This window comes from Pelagovum pacificum, from assembly GCF_016134045.1.
GTDB lineage: Bacteria > Pseudomonadota > Alphaproteobacteria > Rhodobacterales > Rhodobacteraceae > Oceanicola > Oceanicola pacificus_A.
In genome coordinates, this window is record NZ_CP065915.1 from 3,667,402 (window position 1) to 3,682,785 (window position 15,384).

General features: G+C 64.7%; 16 protein-coding genes. 8 read left to right on the forward strand and 8 right to left on the reverse strand.

Going from position 1 to position 15,384, the window contains the following annotated elements:
• Positions 1-129: 129 nt before the first annotated feature.
• The 4 genes from I8N54_RS18035 to dapD form a co-directional block, all read right to left on the reverse strand.
• Positions 130-441, reverse strand: a complete 312-nt coding sequence (locus tag I8N54_RS18035; RefSeq protein ID WP_140195327.1) for a hypothetical protein — start codon at positions 439-441, stop codon at positions 130-132.
• 67 nt (positions 442-508) lie between these two features.
• Positions 509-748 (reverse strand): hypothetical protein, encoded by a 240-nt coding sequence (locus I8N54_RS18040; RefSeq protein ID WP_140195325.1) that lies wholly within the window; start codon positions 746-748, stop codon positions 509-511.
• Between the two features lie 94 nt (positions 749-842).
• Positions 843-1,097: a GlsB/YeaQ/YmgE family stress response membrane protein gene (locus I8N54_RS18045; protein ID WP_140195323.1), complete on the reverse strand. Its 255-nt coding sequence runs from the start codon at positions 1,095-1,097 to the stop codon at positions 843-845.
• Positions 1,098-1,202: 105 nt separating this feature from the next.
• Complete coding sequence (gene dapD / locus I8N54_RS18050) at positions 1,203-2,027, reverse strand: 2,3,4,5-tetrahydropyridine-2,6-dicarboxylate N-succinyltransferase (RefSeq protein ID WP_140195321.1); 825 nt, start codon at positions 2,025-2,027, stop codon at positions 1,203-1,205.
• Between the two features lie 175 nt (positions 2,028-2,202).
• Between dapD and I8N54_RS18055 the strand changes: the two genes are divergently transcribed.
• Entirely contained in the window at positions 2,203-2,490 is a 288-nt protein-coding gene (locus tag I8N54_RS18055; RefSeq protein WP_140195319.1) for a hypothetical protein, read from the forward strand.
• A gap of 3 nt (positions 2,491-2,493) precedes the next feature.
• Here I8N54_RS18055 and I8N54_RS18060 read toward each other — a convergent pair whose 3' ends face one another.
• Positions 2,494-3,423 carry a threonine/serine dehydratase gene (locus tag I8N54_RS18060; protein WP_140195317.1) on the reverse strand — a complete coding sequence of 310 codons (930 nt, stop codon included), beginning with the start codon at positions 3,421-3,423 and terminating at the stop codon, positions 2,494-2,496.
• A 70-nt stretch (positions 3,424-3,493) separates the two neighbouring features.
• Between I8N54_RS18060 and I8N54_RS18065 the strand changes: the two genes are divergently transcribed.
• Entirely contained in the window at positions 3,494-4,345 is an 852-nt protein-coding gene (locus I8N54_RS18065; RefSeq protein WP_140195315.1) for an LOG family protein, read from the forward strand.
• A complete protein-coding gene (locus tag I8N54_RS18070; RefSeq protein WP_197097583.1) occupies positions 4,342-4,845 on the forward strand; it encodes a gluconokinase in 504 nt (167 codons plus the stop codon). The genes I8N54_RS18065 and I8N54_RS18070 overlap by 4 nt, the downstream gene beginning before the upstream one ends.
• A gap of 278 nt (positions 4,846-5,123) precedes the next feature.
• Here the strand turns inward: I8N54_RS18070 and I8N54_RS18075 are convergent, their stop codons facing one another.
• Genes I8N54_RS18075 through I8N54_RS18085 form a run of 3 tightly spaced genes read right to left on the reverse strand, consistent with a single transcriptional unit; the run spans position 5,124 to position 8,357 of the window.
• Positions 5,124-6,242 (reverse strand): Gfo/Idh/MocA family protein, encoded by a 1,119-nt coding sequence (locus I8N54_RS18075; protein WP_197097582.1) that lies wholly within the window; start codon positions 6,240-6,242, stop codon positions 5,124-5,126.
• Positions 6,239-7,294: a sugar phosphate isomerase/epimerase family protein gene (locus I8N54_RS18080; protein WP_140195313.1), complete on the reverse strand. Its 1,056-nt coding sequence runs from the start codon at positions 7,292-7,294 to the stop codon at positions 6,239-6,241. The genes I8N54_RS18075 and I8N54_RS18080 overlap by 4 nt, the downstream gene beginning before the upstream one ends.
• A 43-nt stretch (positions 7,295-7,337) precedes the next feature.
• On the reverse strand, positions 7,338-8,357 hold the full coding sequence (locus I8N54_RS18085) for a LacI family transcriptional regulator (RefSeq protein ID WP_231592606.1): 1,020 nt from the start codon (positions 8,355-8,357) through the stop codon (positions 7,338-7,340).
• Between the two features lie 168 nt (positions 8,358-8,525).
• Here I8N54_RS18085 and I8N54_RS18090 point away from each other — a divergent pair, with 168 nt between their 5' ends.
• The 5 genes from I8N54_RS18090 (at position 8,526) to I8N54_RS18110 (ending at position 15,372) form a co-directional block, all read left to right on the forward strand.
• Entirely contained in the window at positions 8,526-9,758 is a 1,233-nt protein-coding gene (locus I8N54_RS18090; protein WP_231592604.1) for an ABC transporter substrate-binding protein, read from the forward strand.
• 210 nt (positions 9,759-9,968) lie between these two features.
• Complete coding sequence (locus tag I8N54_RS18095) at positions 9,969-10,796, forward strand: carbohydrate ABC transporter permease (RefSeq protein WP_232790409.1); 828 nt, start codon at positions 9,969-9,971, stop codon at positions 10,794-10,796.
• A gap of 40 nt (positions 10,797-10,836) precedes the next feature.
• On the forward strand, positions 10,837-11,835 hold the full coding sequence (locus tag I8N54_RS18100; protein ID WP_231592665.1) for a carbohydrate ABC transporter permease: 999 nt from the start codon (positions 10,837-10,839) through the stop codon (positions 11,833-11,835).
• Between the two features lie 4 nt (positions 11,836-11,839).
• On the forward strand, positions 11,840-12,943 hold the full coding sequence (locus I8N54_RS18105; RefSeq protein ID WP_140195307.1) for an ABC transporter ATP-binding protein: 1,104 nt from the start codon (positions 11,840-11,842) through the stop codon (positions 12,941-12,943).
• On the forward strand, positions 12,940-15,372 hold the full coding sequence (locus tag I8N54_RS18110; protein WP_231592601.1) for a glycoside hydrolase family 2 protein: 2,433 nt from the start codon (positions 12,940-12,942) through the stop codon (positions 15,370-15,372). Before I8N54_RS18105 ends, I8N54_RS18110 begins: the two co-directional genes overlap by 4 nt.
• Positions 15,373-15,384: the final 12 nt, after the last annotated feature.

Consider the following 15,384-nt stretch of genomic DNA (forward strand, 5'->3'; position numbering starts at 1 on the left):
TATCAAAGGCAACGAACTGCGGTCGAACGGTGCCGGCCGGCGGTCGATGTCGGCCGTCACAGCCGGAAGGCCGCGTCGAGATAGCAGGTCGGGCAGCCGACCGGACTCGCCCGCCGCGCGGCCTGACAATCAGTCGAAGAAAGGCGTCATCTGCGCAACGATCACGCTGTTCTCGTCCAGCGCCCGCTGCATCAGCTCGCGCTCTTCGTCGGGGATGTCGTGGCCTTCGTCCAGCCGCTCTTCCAGCGTGCCGTAGCCGGAAACGTCGAGCGGCGCGAGATCGGCCTGTTTCAGGATCGCGACCGTCTCACGCACGGCTTCCGCCTCGTCCACGCCGCTCGCGTAGCACATCAGGGCCGCGCCGGTGCTGTCCTTCGGCAGACCGTCGTCGGGTCGGCGACCGACCTGAACGAGAAGGGTGTAAACGGATTGCTTGGACATCGGACGGCTCCGGCTTCTGATCCGGCTATCCGTTTCCCAGCAAGACCGGCCCGTCAAGCCCGGCGTGTCACGCGCCGAGGCGCCGGACACTCCAGATCAGGGCAGCGGCGCCCAGGGCCGCGATGATTATCTTGAGGAGGTAGGCACTGTCCGCGGGCACTCCGAAAACGCGCAGCAGCGCGCAGCAGACAAGGCCGGCCATGATGCCGAGGACGGTGTTGAGAACTGTTTCTGACCGGTCTCCGGTCACGAGGCTGGTAAACCATCCGACGGCGCCGCCGGCGATAATCGCGAGAATCGGGCCCATTTTGTTCCCCCTCGGGGATTATAAACAGAAAAGCCCGCCACCCGTGCAAGGTGGCGGGCTGAATTGTCGTCACGCGGTGTCCGCGTGTCTCGCGTCAGGTCGAGCGTCGCAGCATTCGACCGATCCAGATCAGCAGACATGCACCGATGAAGCCGATGATGAGCTGCCCGAGCCAGCCGCCGAGCGTTTCGCCGACGATGGCCATGAGAATGGCGTTGAGGATCAGCGCGCCGCCGATGCCGAGGATGATGTTCATGAGAAGGCCCATGTGGGACTTCATGAACTGTTCCGCGAGCCACCCGGCGATGGCGCCGATGATAATGGCCGCAAGCCAGCCGATACCTGTCATGATTTCCGTCCTTTATTGTCGGGTACCGGACATTCGTCCGGCGTCTGGATCCTTAACGACAAAAGGACGCAGCGGTTCCCGAAGGTCAGCACCGGAAATCGGACATCAGTCGCGCAGCAGCTCGTTGATCCCGGTCTTGGAGCGGGTTTTCTCGTCCACGCGCTTCACGATCACGGCGCAGTAGAGGTTCACTCCGTTCTTGGACGGCATGGAGCCGGAGACCACCACGGAATAGGGCGGCACTTCGCCATACATGACCTCTCCCGTCTCACGGTCGACGATCTTGGTGGACTGGCCGATGTAGACTCCCATGCCGAGGACGGAGCCCTCGCGCACGATCACCCCCTCGACCACTTCCGAGCGCGCGCCGATGAAGCAGTTGTCCTCGATGATCGTCGGGCCGGCCTGCATCGGTTCGAGCACGCCGCCGATCCCGACGCCGCCGGACAGGTGTACGCCCTTGCCGATCTGGGCACAGGAGCCGACCGTTGCCCAGGTGTCGACCATCGTGCCCTCGTCGACATAGGCGCCGAGGTTCACGAAGGACGGCATCAGCACCACGCCGGGCGCGATGTAGGCGGACTTGCGCACGACGCAGTTCGGCACGGCACGGAAGCCGGCGGCACGCCAGGCGTTCTCGCCCCAGCCGGCGAACTTGCTGTCTACCTTGTCCCACCAGCCGCCACCCTGCGGACCGCCGTGCTGGATTTCCATGTCCTTGATGCGGAAGCCGAGCAATACAGCCTTCTTCGCCCACTGGTTCACGTGCCAGTCGTCGCCACGCTTCTCCGCGACGCGAAGCTGGCCGCTGTCGAGCGCGTTGAGCGTGTCCTCGATCGCTTCGCGCACCTCACCACCAGTGGAGGGAGTGATTTCGGCGCGGTTCTCCCACGCGGACCCGATGGCGGTTTCGAGCTGTTCGTTGGACATGTGATACTCCTCGGCGTTCGGTCAGGGGGCTTTTGCCCATTTTGGCCGGAGCGCGCAATCCGAAGAACCTTTCGACAAATTCTCGGTAAGGGCCATGGCTCCGCCGTGTTTGGCCCCCACGGGAGACCGGCAGGGCAGGTTTCGTCTGCGGTATCGAGATACCGGGAGACACGAAATGAGACGAACCGCCACTTTCGCACTGGCCGCCCTGCTGACGATCCTGCCACTAGCGGGTCCGGCGGTCGCACAATCCCTGCGCCAGCCGGTCGGCGGCGCCGTGCGGCAGGGCCCGCCAATGAGCTACGGCGCGCGCTACTGGACCGACCCCGCGACGGGCTGCTCCTACTCGCGCGCGCAGGCGCCGGGCTACGCGCCGACGTGGCACCTGATCATCAACGGCACCGAAATCGGCCTGACCGATGCGCACCGCGGGTGCCCGGGGATGCTGGTCTCCGGCGGGTAGGCGTCAGCCGAAGGGACCGGGCGCCGGGTTCGCGCCACAGACGATGACGGCGAGCCGTTCGCCGGAGGCGGGCGTGTAGGCGCCGGACATGATCGCAGCGAGTGCGGCGGCGGCGGCGGGTTCCACCCACTGTCGCAGCCCGCTCCAGAGTGCGACCTGCGCGTCCGCGATCGCGTCGTCCGGCACCAGCAGGCTGTCGATCTTCCGGCTGGAGGCGAGGTCGTAGCAGATCGACCCGATCCGCCGCGCGCCCAGCGCATTCGCGGCGATGCCGCTGACCTCGACATCAACGGGGCCGCCGGCCTCGAGCGCAGCGTTGAGCGTCGGCGCGGTCTCGGGCTCGACAGCGATGATCTTGCGGCTGTCGCCGAACCACGACATCGCGCCGGAGATCAGGCCGCCACCGCCCACGGCGACCAGCACCGTATCGCAGTCGAGGCCCTGATCTTCCCACTCGGCGAAGGCGGTGCCCTGCCCTTCCACCGTCCGGAAGCCATCGTAGGCGTGGATCTGCATCGCGCCGGTCCTGGCCTCATGCTCCAGCGCGGCCTCGAGCGCGTTGGCGTAGGCACCGGGCACGACGGTCAGGTCCGCGCCGGTCGACTGAATGACGCCGATCTTCGACGGGCCCGCCATCTCTGGCACGAAGATTTTGGCGGGGATATCCAGTCGCGTCGCGGCCAGCGCGACGGCGGCGCCGTGGTTGCCGCCTGACGCCGCGACGACCCCGGCCTCCGGCACATCGGCGGACAGCAGGGAGTTGAACGCGCCGCGCACCTTGAAGGAGCCGCTTTTCTGCATGTGCTCCAGCTTCAGGGAAAGCGGCACCCCCGGCACGGCCTCAGTCGTCTCGATAACGGGCGTGCGGTGGATGTAGGGCCGGATGCGGTCCCAAGCTTCGCCGATCTGCGCCGAGTCCGGTGCCTGTGCCATGTGTCTCACCTCGTTGGACAACTTGCGCGGAGCCTGCCATCAAAAGCGCCACGGGAACAAGGAGCCGCCCATGACCGACCGACGCCTCGGCCGACCCTTTCGCAACAGCCGCCAGGACCGCGTCGCGGCCGAACAGAAGCCGAGCATTCCGCAAACGGAATCGCCGACCTACCGGCTCGCCTTCGACGATCCCGACTTCATGCTGCGCGAGGATCTGCGCCCGGTCCGGCTGCAGCTGGAGCTTCTGAAGCCCGAACTCGCGATGAACGAAGCCGGCGTCGAAAGCACCGTCGTGCTGTTTGGTGGCGCGCGCATCCCCTCGCCCGACAAGAAGGACACCGCCCGGACCGAGACGCTGGCGAACCTGTCGGAACACTATGCCGAGGCCCGCAAGTTCGCCCGGATCGTGACCGAGCGGTCGATGAAGAACGGCGGCACGGAAGAAGTCATCGTCACCGGCGGCGGCCCCGGCGTGATGGAGGCCGGCAACCGGGGCGCGGCGGATGCCGGCGGGCGGTCCATCGGGCTCAACATCGTGCTGCCGCACGAGCAGCACCCGAACGAGTACGTCTCGCCCGAGCTGTGCTTCAACTTCCACTACTTCGCGATCCGCAAGATGCATTTCCTGATGCGCGCCTGCGCGATCTGCGTGTTTCCCGGTGGCTTCGGGACGCTCGACGAGATGTTCGAGGCGCTGACGCTGATCCAGACCGGCCGGATGCAGAAGGTGCCGTTCCTGCTGTTCGGACGCGACTTCTGGACGACCATCGTCAACTGGGACGCGCTGAAGGAGGCCGGCACGATCTCTCCCGCTGACCTCGACCTGTTCCGCTTCGTCGAGACCGCGGAAGAGGCGCTGGAGGCGATCGACACCTGGGAGGGCGCCGGCGAGCGTCGGCAGGTCATCCCGGGACGCGAATGATGCAGCGCGCCGTACTGGTCATGGGCACCGCCGGTTCCGGCAAGTCGACGCTTGGCGAACTGCTGGCCGACGGGCTGGGGGCGACGTTCCTGGAAGGGGACTCCTTTCATCCGAAAGAGAACGTGGATCACATGGCCAAGGGCCTGCCGCTGACGGACGAGATGCGCTGGCCGTGGCTCGACAGGCTCGGCAGTGCCGCGGCGGAGGTTCGCGAGACGGGCCCAGTGGTCCTGGCGTGCTCCGCGCTGAAGCGGGTCTACCGCGACCGGCTGCGCGACAACTTGCCGGGCTTGGTCACAGTCTATCCCGAGGCCCCGAAGGAACTGGTGGCGGAGCGCATGGGCAATCGTAAGGGGCACTTCATGCCGCTGTCTCTTCTCGACAGCCAGTTCGCCACGCTCGAGGTGCCCGGCGGTGACGAGGACGTGCTGGTGGTGTCCGCGCGGCAGACTCCGCCGGAGATGGCGGACGAGGTTCTGGCGAGACTGCTGGGCAGCTGACCGTTACCCGTCAAACCACCTCTATCAGACATTCGTAGCGCACGATTAAGCCGTCCGAGGTCCACGCGGACGGCTTAATCACTACTGGATTAGGCAGAGAACCAGCCAGCTTTGAACCGCATCCGCGCGGAACCAAGCCGAAGGCGCCGCGCGAGTGTCGGCCCGTTCCGGTCCGGCGCTCACTCGGCTGATGGCTGAGTTGATGGAGGGGTATCCCGACTGACGTCGGGAGCGGTATGCCCGACCCCGCACCGTGACGGCGGGGGCCGGAACGTTTGTCAGCGAGACACCCAGGTGCCGCCGTTCTTGCTGGACTCGATGCAGGCCTCGATGAACCAGATGCCTTCCATCCCGGCGTCGATGCCCGGCAGAAGCGCACCATCGGACTTGCCCTGAATCAGATCGGCGGCGTCCGTGTAGACGTTGGCAAAGCCTTCGAGGTAGCCCTCCGGATGGCCCGGCGGAATGCGCGTCCAATCACCTGCACCGCCGCCGAGACCGGCGCCGCCACGGGTGATGATCTGCTTTGGCTCACCGAATTTGGTAAAGGTCATCCGGTTCGGATTCTCCTGCGCCCATTCGATGCCGCCCGTCTCACCGTAGACCCGCAGGGTGAGGCTGTTCTCGGAACCGACCGCCACTTGCGAGCACCACAGCATCCCTTTGGCGCCACCCGACAGACGCAGCAGAACGTGCGCGTTGTCATCGACCTGGCGACCGTCGACGAAACTGTCGAGATCGGCCAGCAGCGCCTCGGGGCTCAGCCCGCTCACGAACGTGGCGAGGTTCAGCGCGTGGGTTCCGATGTCGCCGATCGCGCCGCCGCCGCCCGAGCGCGCCGGATCGGTGCGCCACGCAGCCTGCTTGTTGTCGGGATCGGGGACGTCGGCCATCCAGTCCTGCGCATACTCGGCCTGGATCAGGCGAATCTTGCCGAGATCACCGTTGGCGATCATCTGCCGCGCCTGCCGGATCAGCGGGTAGCCCGTGTAGTTGTGCGTCAGGATGAATTTCGCGGACGACTTCTCGATCGCCGCCTTCATCTTGGCGGCCTCTTCCGAGTTCACCGTGAGGGGCTTGTCGCAGATCACGTTGATCCCGGCCTCGAGAAACGCGATGGCCGGACCAGCATGCATGTGGTTCGGCGTCACGATGGACACGGCGTCGATCCCGTCGTCGCGGGCTGCTTCGGCCTTGGCCATTTCCTCGTAGGTGCCATAGGCGCGGTCGTCGGCGACGCCGAGCTCCTTCGCGCTGGCCTTCGACTTCTCCGGGGTGGAGCTGAACGCCCCAGCCACCAGTTCGAAGCGGTCGTCGATGCGGCTGGCGATTCGGTGCACGGCGCCGATGAAGGCGCCCTGGCCGCCGCCGACCATTCCAAGTTTCACACGGTTCATAGTCCCAGCATTCCCTTGATCTGTGCTTCGTCGCGCTCACCGCCGGCGAAATCGTCGAACGCCCGCGCGGGCGCCTCGATCAGGTGGCTGGCGATGAAGGGTGCGCCCTCGGCTGCGCCCTGTTCGGCGGACTTGATGCAGCATTCCCATTCCAGAACGGCCCAGCTGTCGTAGCCGTACTGCGTCAGCTTCGAGAAGATCGCGCTGAAGTCGACCTGGCCGTCGCCGAGCGACCGGAACCGGCCGGCGCGCTGTGTCCAGCCCTGGAAACCAGAGTAGACGCCCTGACGACCGTCCGGATTGAACTCGGCGTCCTTCACGTGGAACGCGTTGATGCGCTCGTGGTAGATGTCGATGAAGGCGAGGTAGTCGAGCTGCTGCAGGATGAAGTGGCTCGGATCGTAGTTGATCATGCAGGCTTTGTGGTTGTCCACGCGCTCGAGCAGCATCTCGAAGGTGGCGCCGTCGAACAGGTCCTCACCGGGGTGCAGTTCGAAGCCGATGTCCTGCCCGTGCTCTTCGTAATGGTCGAAGATCGGACGCCAGCGGCGGGCGAGCTCGTCGAACGCCTCGTCGATCAGCCCCGGCGGACGCTGCGGCCACGGGTAGAGGAACGGCCACGCCAGCGCGCCCGAGAAGGACACCGTGTGGCTGAGGCCGAGGTTCTTCGACGCGACGGCGCATTTCTTCAGCTGATCGACCGCCCATTCCTGACGGGCCTTCGGGTTGCCGTGCACCTTGGCCGGCGCGAAGGCGTCGAAAGCGGTGTCATAGACCGGGTTCGAGGCGATGAGCTGACCCTGAAGGTGAGTCGACAGCTCGGTGATCTCGACACCGTTGCCTTCGCAGATGCCCTTCACCTCGTCGCAGTAGTCCTTGCTCTCCGCGGCCTTGTCGAGGTCGAACAGCGACCCGACGAAGGTCGGGATCTGAACGCCCTTGTAGCCCAGGCCGGCGGCCCACTTGGTGATGTTGTCGAGCGAGTCGTAGGGGGCCTCGTCCCCGGCAAACTGAGCCAGGAAAAGGGCGGGACCCTTGATTTGCGTCGCCATGCGCATTCCTCCCTTGTAAACGTTTTCGGTCCGCACCCTCGCCCTAACCGCTTGGGATGTCGAGACCCTGCATCGGCGGCTCTTCGGGATGAAGAATCGCCTGGAGAACGGCTCGGGCGAGAAACGCCCCTGCCATCGTGACGTTCTCGGACACGGCGATGATCCGTGGCCGGAACAGCGTGAGGATCGGCAGTGATTCCTTGCCGACCACATCGACTTCGATACCGAGTTCACGGCCTTCCGCCTCGAGCGCGGCAACCGCGACCATCGCGCCGGAGGCGCTCGACGAGATGATCGCGTCCGTGTTCGGCGCGATCGCGAGGTGCTCATGTACCGCGCTTTGGATGACGTCGTGCGGGCTGTTTGTTGTTGCGCCGTCGATCACCCGGACCGTCGCGCCGGCGGGCTCCGCGATGTCACGGGTGCCGCTGACGATATGCTGAGCGTAGGTCTGGTCTAGCGGCGGAGCGAGGACAGCGATGTTGCGGCGCCCCCGCTCCAGCAGCTTGCGCGTACCGATTCGACCGTAGGCGAGGTTATCGAAATCGAAGTAGGGATGCGCGTTCGGCGTCTCGGTCCGGCCGTGCGTCGCGAACGGGAAGGCACGGTCCCTGAGATACTGAACGCGCGGGTCCCTCGGCTGAATCTGGTTGAGGATGATCCCGTCGGCGAGGCCGTTCTCGACCACGTGACGCACCGGCTTCATCGGGTCGTCCTCGGGGAAATAGGGCGTGACGTTGAGGTGAAAGGGCGTCTCGCGGAGCGCCCCGGCGATGGATGAGATCATCCGCGCGGTGTGATTCATGATCTCGTGTTCGGTCGAGATGATGAGCGAGATGACCTGTGTCCGCCCGGTTCGAAGTCGGACACCTGCCCGATTCGGAACGTAGCCGATCTTGTCGGCGACCTCGCGGACAAGCTTCTTTGTCTGCATCCCGATATCGGGTGCATCGTTGAGCGCGCGACTCACCGTGGGCACGGCGAGGCCGGTCAGTTCGGCGATGGTCTTCAGTGTCGGCTTCGCCGTCACACCATCGACACCCGACAGCTTTGTCGTCTTCAATTTGACTCACTTGCCCGAAGCGTTCAGGCGCCCCGGACCTCCTCCCTCAAGCCCCCGCGTTCAAATGTTCCGGAAACCCGGTCCGTGGAGACAGAAAAAATCTTGTCAGTCATTTCTAAATCGTTATAGCGTCGCCGACAACGATTTAGAGCCAGGGAGGAGTAAATCGTGAAACTGACCACGAAGCTGATGGCGGTGACCGCCATCGTGAGCGCAAGCGCGGCCGGTGCAGAGGACATGGAGGTCATGCACTGGTGGACGTCCGGCGGTGAAGCCGCCGCTGTCGCCGAGTTCGCCAATGCGCTGAACGAGAACACCGAGCACACCTGGGTCGACGGCGCGATCGCCGGCGGCGGTGACGTGGCCCGGCCCGTCATGGTGTCCCGAATCATCGGTGGCGACCCGCCGGCCGCGTTCCAATTCAACCACGGCCTGCAGGCCCAGGAACTGATCGAAGCCGGGCTCATGCTCGACCTCACCGACGTCGCCGAAGCCGAAGGCTGGGCGGACGTCGTGAACCCGCCGTCGCTGCTGGATGCCTGCACCTACGAGGGCCGCATCTACTGCGCTCCGGTGAACATCCACTCCTGGCAGTGGATGTGGCTGTCGAACCAGGCGTTCGAAGATGCCGGCGTCGAAGTGCCGACGTCCTGGACCGAGTTCGTCGAAGTGGCCCCGGCCCTTCGTGAAGCCGGCAAGGTTCCGCTGGCCGTCGGTGGCCAGGCCTGGCAGCAGAACGGCATGTTCGGCGTCATGGCCATCGCGCTCGCCGGCCAGGAAGACTGGCTCGCGGTGAACCGCGACAAGAATGCCGACGTTGCCCGTGGCGAAAGCTACGCCCGCGTCTTCCAGGCATTCGCCGAAGCACGTGAGATGGCCGAAGGCCTCGACGTCCAGGACTGGAACCAGGCGACCAACGCCGTGATCACCGGCGAAGCCGGCGCGCAGATCATGGGCGACTGGGCGCAGGGTGAATTCGCCATCGCCGACATGGTCGCTGGCGAAGACTATTCCTGTCTGCCCGGCCTCGGTGAGGTTGCGGTTCTCGACACCGGTGGGGACGCCTTCTACTTCCCCGTGACCGGCGACGCCGATCTCGAGGCAGCCCAGAAGGAGCTGGCGGCTCTTCTCGTCGCTCCGGAAACCCAGGTGGCCTTCAACTCCAAGAAGGGCTCGCTGCCGATCCGTGGCGACGTCGACCTGGAGTCGGTGAACGAGTGCACGCAGAAAGGTCTCGACCTGCTGGCCGAAGGCGCAACGCTGCCGTCCGGCAACGAGCTTCTGACGCCCGACACCATCAACCAGGCCAACGACCTGATGACGGAATTCTGGAACACGCCCTCGATGACCGCGGAAGACGCCCAGGAGCGTTACGCCCAGATCATCGAACAAGCTGGCTGATCCAGGGATCATCACTCTGACGGATGGGCCCCTCTCGAGGGGCCCATTCCATAACAAAGCATGCCATTGTGACCTTGGGTCACATCGTGGGAGGAGAGCATGGCTTTAGCAGACGAGGCACGTTCGGTCGGCGGTGCGCGGAGCACGTCCACACCGAAAAAGCCCATCCGGCTATTCAGGAATCTCTGGTCCAAGGTCGCCCTTGTTCCGATGATCGCCACCGCGGTGATCGCGTTCTTCGGCGGCACGATCTGGACCGTGGTCTATTCCTTCACGAGTTCCGGGCTCCTGCCGAAACTCGACTGGGTCGGTCTCGACCAGTACGACCGTCTCTGGAACACGACCAAGTGGATCGTGTCGATCAAGAACCTCGCGTTGTACGGGGCCTTCAGTCTGGTCTTCACGCTGGTCATCGGGTTCGTGCTCGCCGCGCTGCTCGACCGCAAGATCAGGTTCGAGGATACGTTCCGGACGATCTTCCTCTATCCATTCGCGTTGAGCTTCATCGTCACCGGCCTTGTCTGGCAGTGGATCCTGAACCCCGAGTTCGGTGTGCAGGGCGTCGTGCGCTCGATGGGCTGGACCAGCTTCACCTTCAACCCGCTGAACGATCCCGACATCGTCATGTTCGGCCTGCTGATCGCGGGCCTGTGGCAGGGCACCGGGCTTATCATGTGCATCATGCTGGCCGGCCTGCGCGGCATCGACGATGACATCTGGAAGGCATCCCGCGTGGACGGCATCCCGTCATGGAAGACCTACGTGCAGATCATCATCCCCATGATGCGGCCGGTCTTCATCACGGCGGTCGTGCTCATCACCAGCGGCATCATCAAGCTTTACGACCTTGTCGTGGCGCAGACGTCGGGCGGTCCGGGCATCAGTTCCGAAGTGCCGGCCAAGTACGTCATGCAGTCCATGTTCGGCGGTCAGAACCTCGGCCAGGGCTTCGCGGCCTCGACCATGATGCTGGTCTCCGTCGTCATCATCCTCGTGCCATGGGCACTTCTCGAGTTCGGAGGTCGCAAGCGTGGCTAATCCCGGAACCATCGCAACCACCCTCGCCGCCGAGGAGCCCGTGCGTGACCGTCTGGACGCGTCCGGCCCGCGCGGCACGAAACCCAAGAAGGTGTTCAGCCGCCGCAACATCGTCCTCTACGGGACGCTGCTGATCGTCGCGGTCTATTACCTGCTGCCGCTCTACGTGATGCTCGTCACCTCGCTGAAGGACATGACCGAGATCCGGATGGGCAACGTCTTTGCCCCGCCGACGGAGATCACGTTCCAGCCGTGGGTCAAGGCGTGGTCCGAGGCCTGTACCGGCGTGAACTGCGACGGTCTCAGCCGCGGCTTCTGGAACTCCGTGCGGATCCTGATCCCCTCGGTGATCCTGTCCATCTCGGTCGCGCTCGTCTCCGGCTACGCGCTGTCGAAGTGGAAGTTCAAAGGCTCCGAGCTGTTCTTCACCATGCTGCTGGTCGGCGCGTTCATCCCCTACCAGGTGATGCTCTACCCGATCGTCATCATGCTGCGCGAAACCGGCATGTTCCTGTCGAACTTCGATCCGCTGACCTGGACCCGGCAGGGTGTCTGCTTCGCGCTGGGTCCGCTTTCGGAGTGTGACGGCACCGGCCGCATCCAGCTGTTCGGGTCCATCTCCGGCCTGGTGATCGTGCACACGATCTTCGGGATGCCGATCAACGTTCTGCTGTTCCGCAACTACTTCGCCTCCATCCCGGAGGAGCTGTTCAAGGCGGCGCGCGTCGACGGTGCGGGCTTCTGGGGGATCCTGTTCCGGATCATCCTGCCGATGTCCCTGCCGATCCTCGTCGTGGCGATGATCATCCAGGTCACGGGTATCTGGAACGACTTCCTGTTCGGCGTCGTCTACACCCGGGCCGAGCAGTACCCGATGACCGTTCAGCTGAACAACATCGTCAACTCGGTACAGGGCGTGAAGGAATACAACGTCAACATGGCGGCGACCCTTCTCACCGGCCTCGTGCCTCTCACCATCTACTTCTTCTCCGGCAAGCTGTTCGTCCGCGGCATCGCGGCCGGCGCCGTCAAGGGATAAACCCATGAACGACATGACGAACGTCAGCGAAAAGCACTCCGTCGAGATCCGGCATCTCGACCTCCACTTCGGCGCGGTGAAGGTCCTTCAGGACCTGAACCTCGACATCCACGAGGGCGAGTTCCTTGTCCTTCTGGGGTCGTCCGGCTGCGGCAAGTCCACGCTGCTCAACTGCATCGCGGGCCTGCTGGAGATCACCGACGGGCAGATCTTCATCAAGGACAAGAACGTCACCTGGGCCGAGCCGTCCGATCGGGGCATCGGCATGGTGTTCCAGAGCTACGCGCTCTATCCGCAGATGACGGTCGAGGGTAACCTCTCGTTCGGGCTGAAGAACGCCCGCCTGCCGAAGGACGAGATCCGGCGCCGGGTCGCCAGAGCCGCAGAAATCCTGCAGATCGAGCCGCTGCTGAAGCGCAAGCCGGGCGCCCTGTCCGGCGGTCAGCGCCAGCGTGTCGCCATCGGCCGCGCACTGGTGCGGGACGTGGACGTGTTCCTGTTCGACGAGCCGCTGTCCAACCTCGACGCAAAGCTGCGCGCCGACCTTCGGGTGGAGCTCAAGACGCTGCACAACCAGCTGAAGAACACGATGATCTACGTCACCCACGACCAGGTCGAGGCAATGACCCTGGCCGACCGGATCGCGATCATGCGGGGCGGCAAGATCATGCAGCTGGCGAGCCCGGCCGAGATCTACAACAAGCCGCAGAACAAGTACGTTGCGGACTTCATCGGCTCGCCGTCGATGAACTTCCTCGACGGGCAGGTGACGAACGGCGTGTTCAGCGTCGGCGAACTGCGCCTGCCGCTCGAGGGGTACGAGTTCTCTTCCGACAAGAGCCCCGAGGGTCCCGCGATCCTCGGCATCCGGCCCGAGCACGTGGTGACGGGGGAACTCGTCCCCTCCGCGCCCGTGCAGAGCGAAGTCGTGGTCGAACTGGTGGAGCCGATGGGTTCGGACACGCTGGTCTATACCGAAGTGGCCGGCACGCGGTTCCGGATCAGAATGGACGGTCAGGCCGTGGTGAACCCGGGCGACCGGTTGCCGGTCGGCTTCGTTCCTGCGAAGGCTTCGCTGTTCGACAAATCATCCGAGGTCCGCTTGTGACATCCGACACTATTCCCGGGGCGCTCGATCTTTCGGGCCCCTGGGACCTCACCGACGACGCCGGTGAGTATCGCTGCAAGGCTTCCATGCCGGGCGACGTGATTTCCGCGCTTCATGCGAACGGCAAGATCGTCGACCCCTACTGGGGCCGGAACGAATACGACCTGCGCTGGATCGCCGAACGGGAATGGACCATTCGGCGCCAGGTCGATCTCGATCATTCCGATTTCGAGCTCGTCGTCGACGGGCTCGACACGGTTTGCACCGTGAAATGGAACGACACGATCGTCCTAGAGACGCAGAACAGCTTCCGCACCTACCGGGTGGACCTGTCGGACGTGGCCACGACGGCTGCGAACGAGATCGAGATCACGTTTCACTCGAACCTGAAGGCCGCGAACGAGAAGCAGGAGGCGCAGCCCTTCTATATCCCGTCCGTGACCGATCATCCGGTGATGGGCGCGCAATGCCCGATCCCGAACGGCAACATGCTGCGCAAGACGGCCTGCGATTTCGGCTGGGACTGGAACATCGCGCTTGCGCCGATGGGCCTGAACGGGTCGATTTCTCTCCGCCCCACCGCCGTGCCGAAGATCGGCCGGCTGGAGGTGTCGCAGGACCACGGGGCGGACGGCACCGTCAGCCTGACCGTCGCCGCGCACCTAGAGAATGCCGTCGGTCAGAAGTTCGAGATGAGCTTCGCCGGGCAGAGCCTGACCGGCACCGTAGAGAACGGCCTGATCGACGCGGTGTTCGACATCCAGAACCCCGCCCTCTGGTGGCCCGCCGGTCAGGGCGACCAGCGGCTTCACGACCTTTCCATCACAGTCGGCGAGACCAAGAAGGTCCGCCGCATCGGCCTGCGCAAGGTCGAGCTTCTGACCGACGAGGACGAGGTGGGCAGCCGCTTCGCCTTCCGCGTCAACGGTCGCGAGATCTTCATGAAGGGGGCCAACTGGATCCCCGCCGACGCGTTGTCGGGCCGCATCCGCGAAGAGGAGGTGCGCGAGCTTCTCCAGTCCGCGGTCGACGCCAACATGAACATGATCCGCATCTGGGGCGGCGGCCGCTACGAGGCGGACTGGTTCTACGACATCTGCGACGAGCTGGGGCTGATGGTTTGGCAGGACTTCATGTTCTCCTGCAACCTCTACCCTTCGACGCCAGAGTTCCTTGACGAGGTGAAGGCCGAGGTTCGCGAGAACGTCGCCCGGATGCACCATCATGCCTGTCTCGCGCTCTGGTGCGGCGACAACGAACTGGTCGGTGCGCTGACGTGGTTCCCCGCGTCCGTGAAGGACCGCGACCGCTACCTCGTGAACTACGACCGGCTGAACCGCACGATCGAGGAAGAGCTCAAGGCGACCGATCCGACTGCGATCTGGTGGCCCTCGTCCCCCTGCCCCGGCCCGATGAACTTCGGCGACAGCTGGCACGACGATTCCTCGGGCGACATGCATTTCTGGTCGGTCTGGCACGAAAGCAAGGACTTCGAGCATTACCGGGACGTCTCGCCCCGCTTCTGCTCAGAGTTCGGCTTCCAGTCCTATCCGTCGATGGAGGCGATCAAGCGCTTCGCCGAGCCACGCGACTGGAACATCGCCGCGCCGGTGTTCGAAAGCCACCAGAAGAACCCCGGTGGCAACGAGCGGATCGCGGGCACCATGTTCCGCTACTTCCGTTTCCCGCGCCGGTTCCAGGATTTTGTCTGGCTCTCGCAGATCCAGCAGGGCATCGCGATCAAGACCGCGGTCGAGCACTGGCGGAGCCTCAAGCCGCACTGCATGGGCACGCTCTACTGGCAGCTCAACGACACGTGGCCGGTCTGTTCCTGGGCCTCGCTCGATCACGGCGGCAACTGGAAGATGCTGCACCACATGGCGAAGGACTTCTTCGCACCGGTGCATGTCGTCGTCCGGCCCGAGGCCGACGCGCTCGAGATCGTCGGGATCAACGACACGGTCAGCGAGGTCGAAGTCGACATCACCCTGATCGCGGCGAAGATCTCGGGAGAGACCCGCGACCTGCTGACGATCCAAGAAAAGATCGGCAGCGAGTCCGAGATCCTGGCCGAGGTCGATTACGACGCGCTCGCCGACGACGAAGTGCTCGGCTTTTTCTGGACGGCCAGCGACGGCTCGTCCGGCGGGGACATCTACGCGCCGAAGCCGTGGAAGTCCTACGATCTGCTCGCCCCCGCCCACAAGTTCGAGGTGGCGCGGGATGGCGACGACTGGGTCATCACCCTGATCGGCGGCAAGGCGCCCGCCTTCTTCGTGACGGTGGAAGCCGACCAGCCCGGTCGCTTCAGCCAGGGCCCTTCAACCCTGTTCCCCGGCTACTCGGCCGAGGTGCGTTTCACTCCGCGGGATCCGGACGTCGAGCCGGTTTTCACCACGCGGGATCTCCACTCCGCCACTATGGCGTGACAACTTCGAGGT

Coding starts and splice junctions, on each gene's coding strand:
- I8N54_RS18080 (WP_140195313.1), bottom strand. CDS start 7,294: ATGGCGACGCAAATCAAGGGTCCCGCCCTTTTCCTGGCTCAGTTTGCC.
- dapD (WP_140195321.1), bottom strand. CDS start 2,027: ATGTCCAACGAACAGCTCGAAACCGCCATCGGGTCCGCGTGGGAGAAC.
- I8N54_RS18060 (WP_140195317.1), bottom strand. CDS start 3,423: ATGGCACAGGCACCGGACTCGGCGCAGATCGGCGAAGCTTGGGACCGC.
- I8N54_RS18105 (WP_140195307.1), top strand. CDS start 11,840: ATGAACGACATGACGAACGTCAGCGAAAAGCACTCCGTCGAGATCCGG.
- I8N54_RS18065 (WP_140195315.1), top strand. CDS start 3,494: ATGACCGACCGACGCCTCGGCCGACCCTTTCGCAACAGCCGCCAGGAC.
- I8N54_RS18035 (WP_140195327.1), bottom strand. CDS start 441: ATGTCCAAGCAATCCGTTTACACCCTTCTCGTTCAGGTCGGTCGCCGA.
- I8N54_RS18055 (WP_140195319.1), top strand. CDS start 2,203: ATGAGACGAACCGCCACTTTCGCACTGGCCGCCCTGCTGACGATCCTG.
- I8N54_RS18075 (WP_197097582.1), bottom strand. CDS start 6,242: ATGAACCGTGTGAAACTTGGAATGGTCGGCGGCGGCCAGGGCGCCTTC.
- I8N54_RS18070 (WP_197097583.1), top strand. CDS start 4,342: ATGATGCAGCGCGCCGTACTGGTCATGGGCACCGCCGGTTCCGGCAAG.
- I8N54_RS18045 (WP_140195323.1), bottom strand. CDS start 1,097: ATGACAGGTATCGGCTGGCTTGCGGCCATTATCATCGGCGCCATCGCC.
- I8N54_RS18095 (WP_232790409.1), top strand. CDS start 9,969: ATGATCGCCACCGCGGTGATCGCGTTCTTCGGCGGCACGATCTGGACC.
- I8N54_RS18040 (WP_140195325.1), bottom strand. CDS start 748: ATGGGCCCGATTCTCGCGATTATCGCCGGCGGCGCCGTCGGATGGTTT.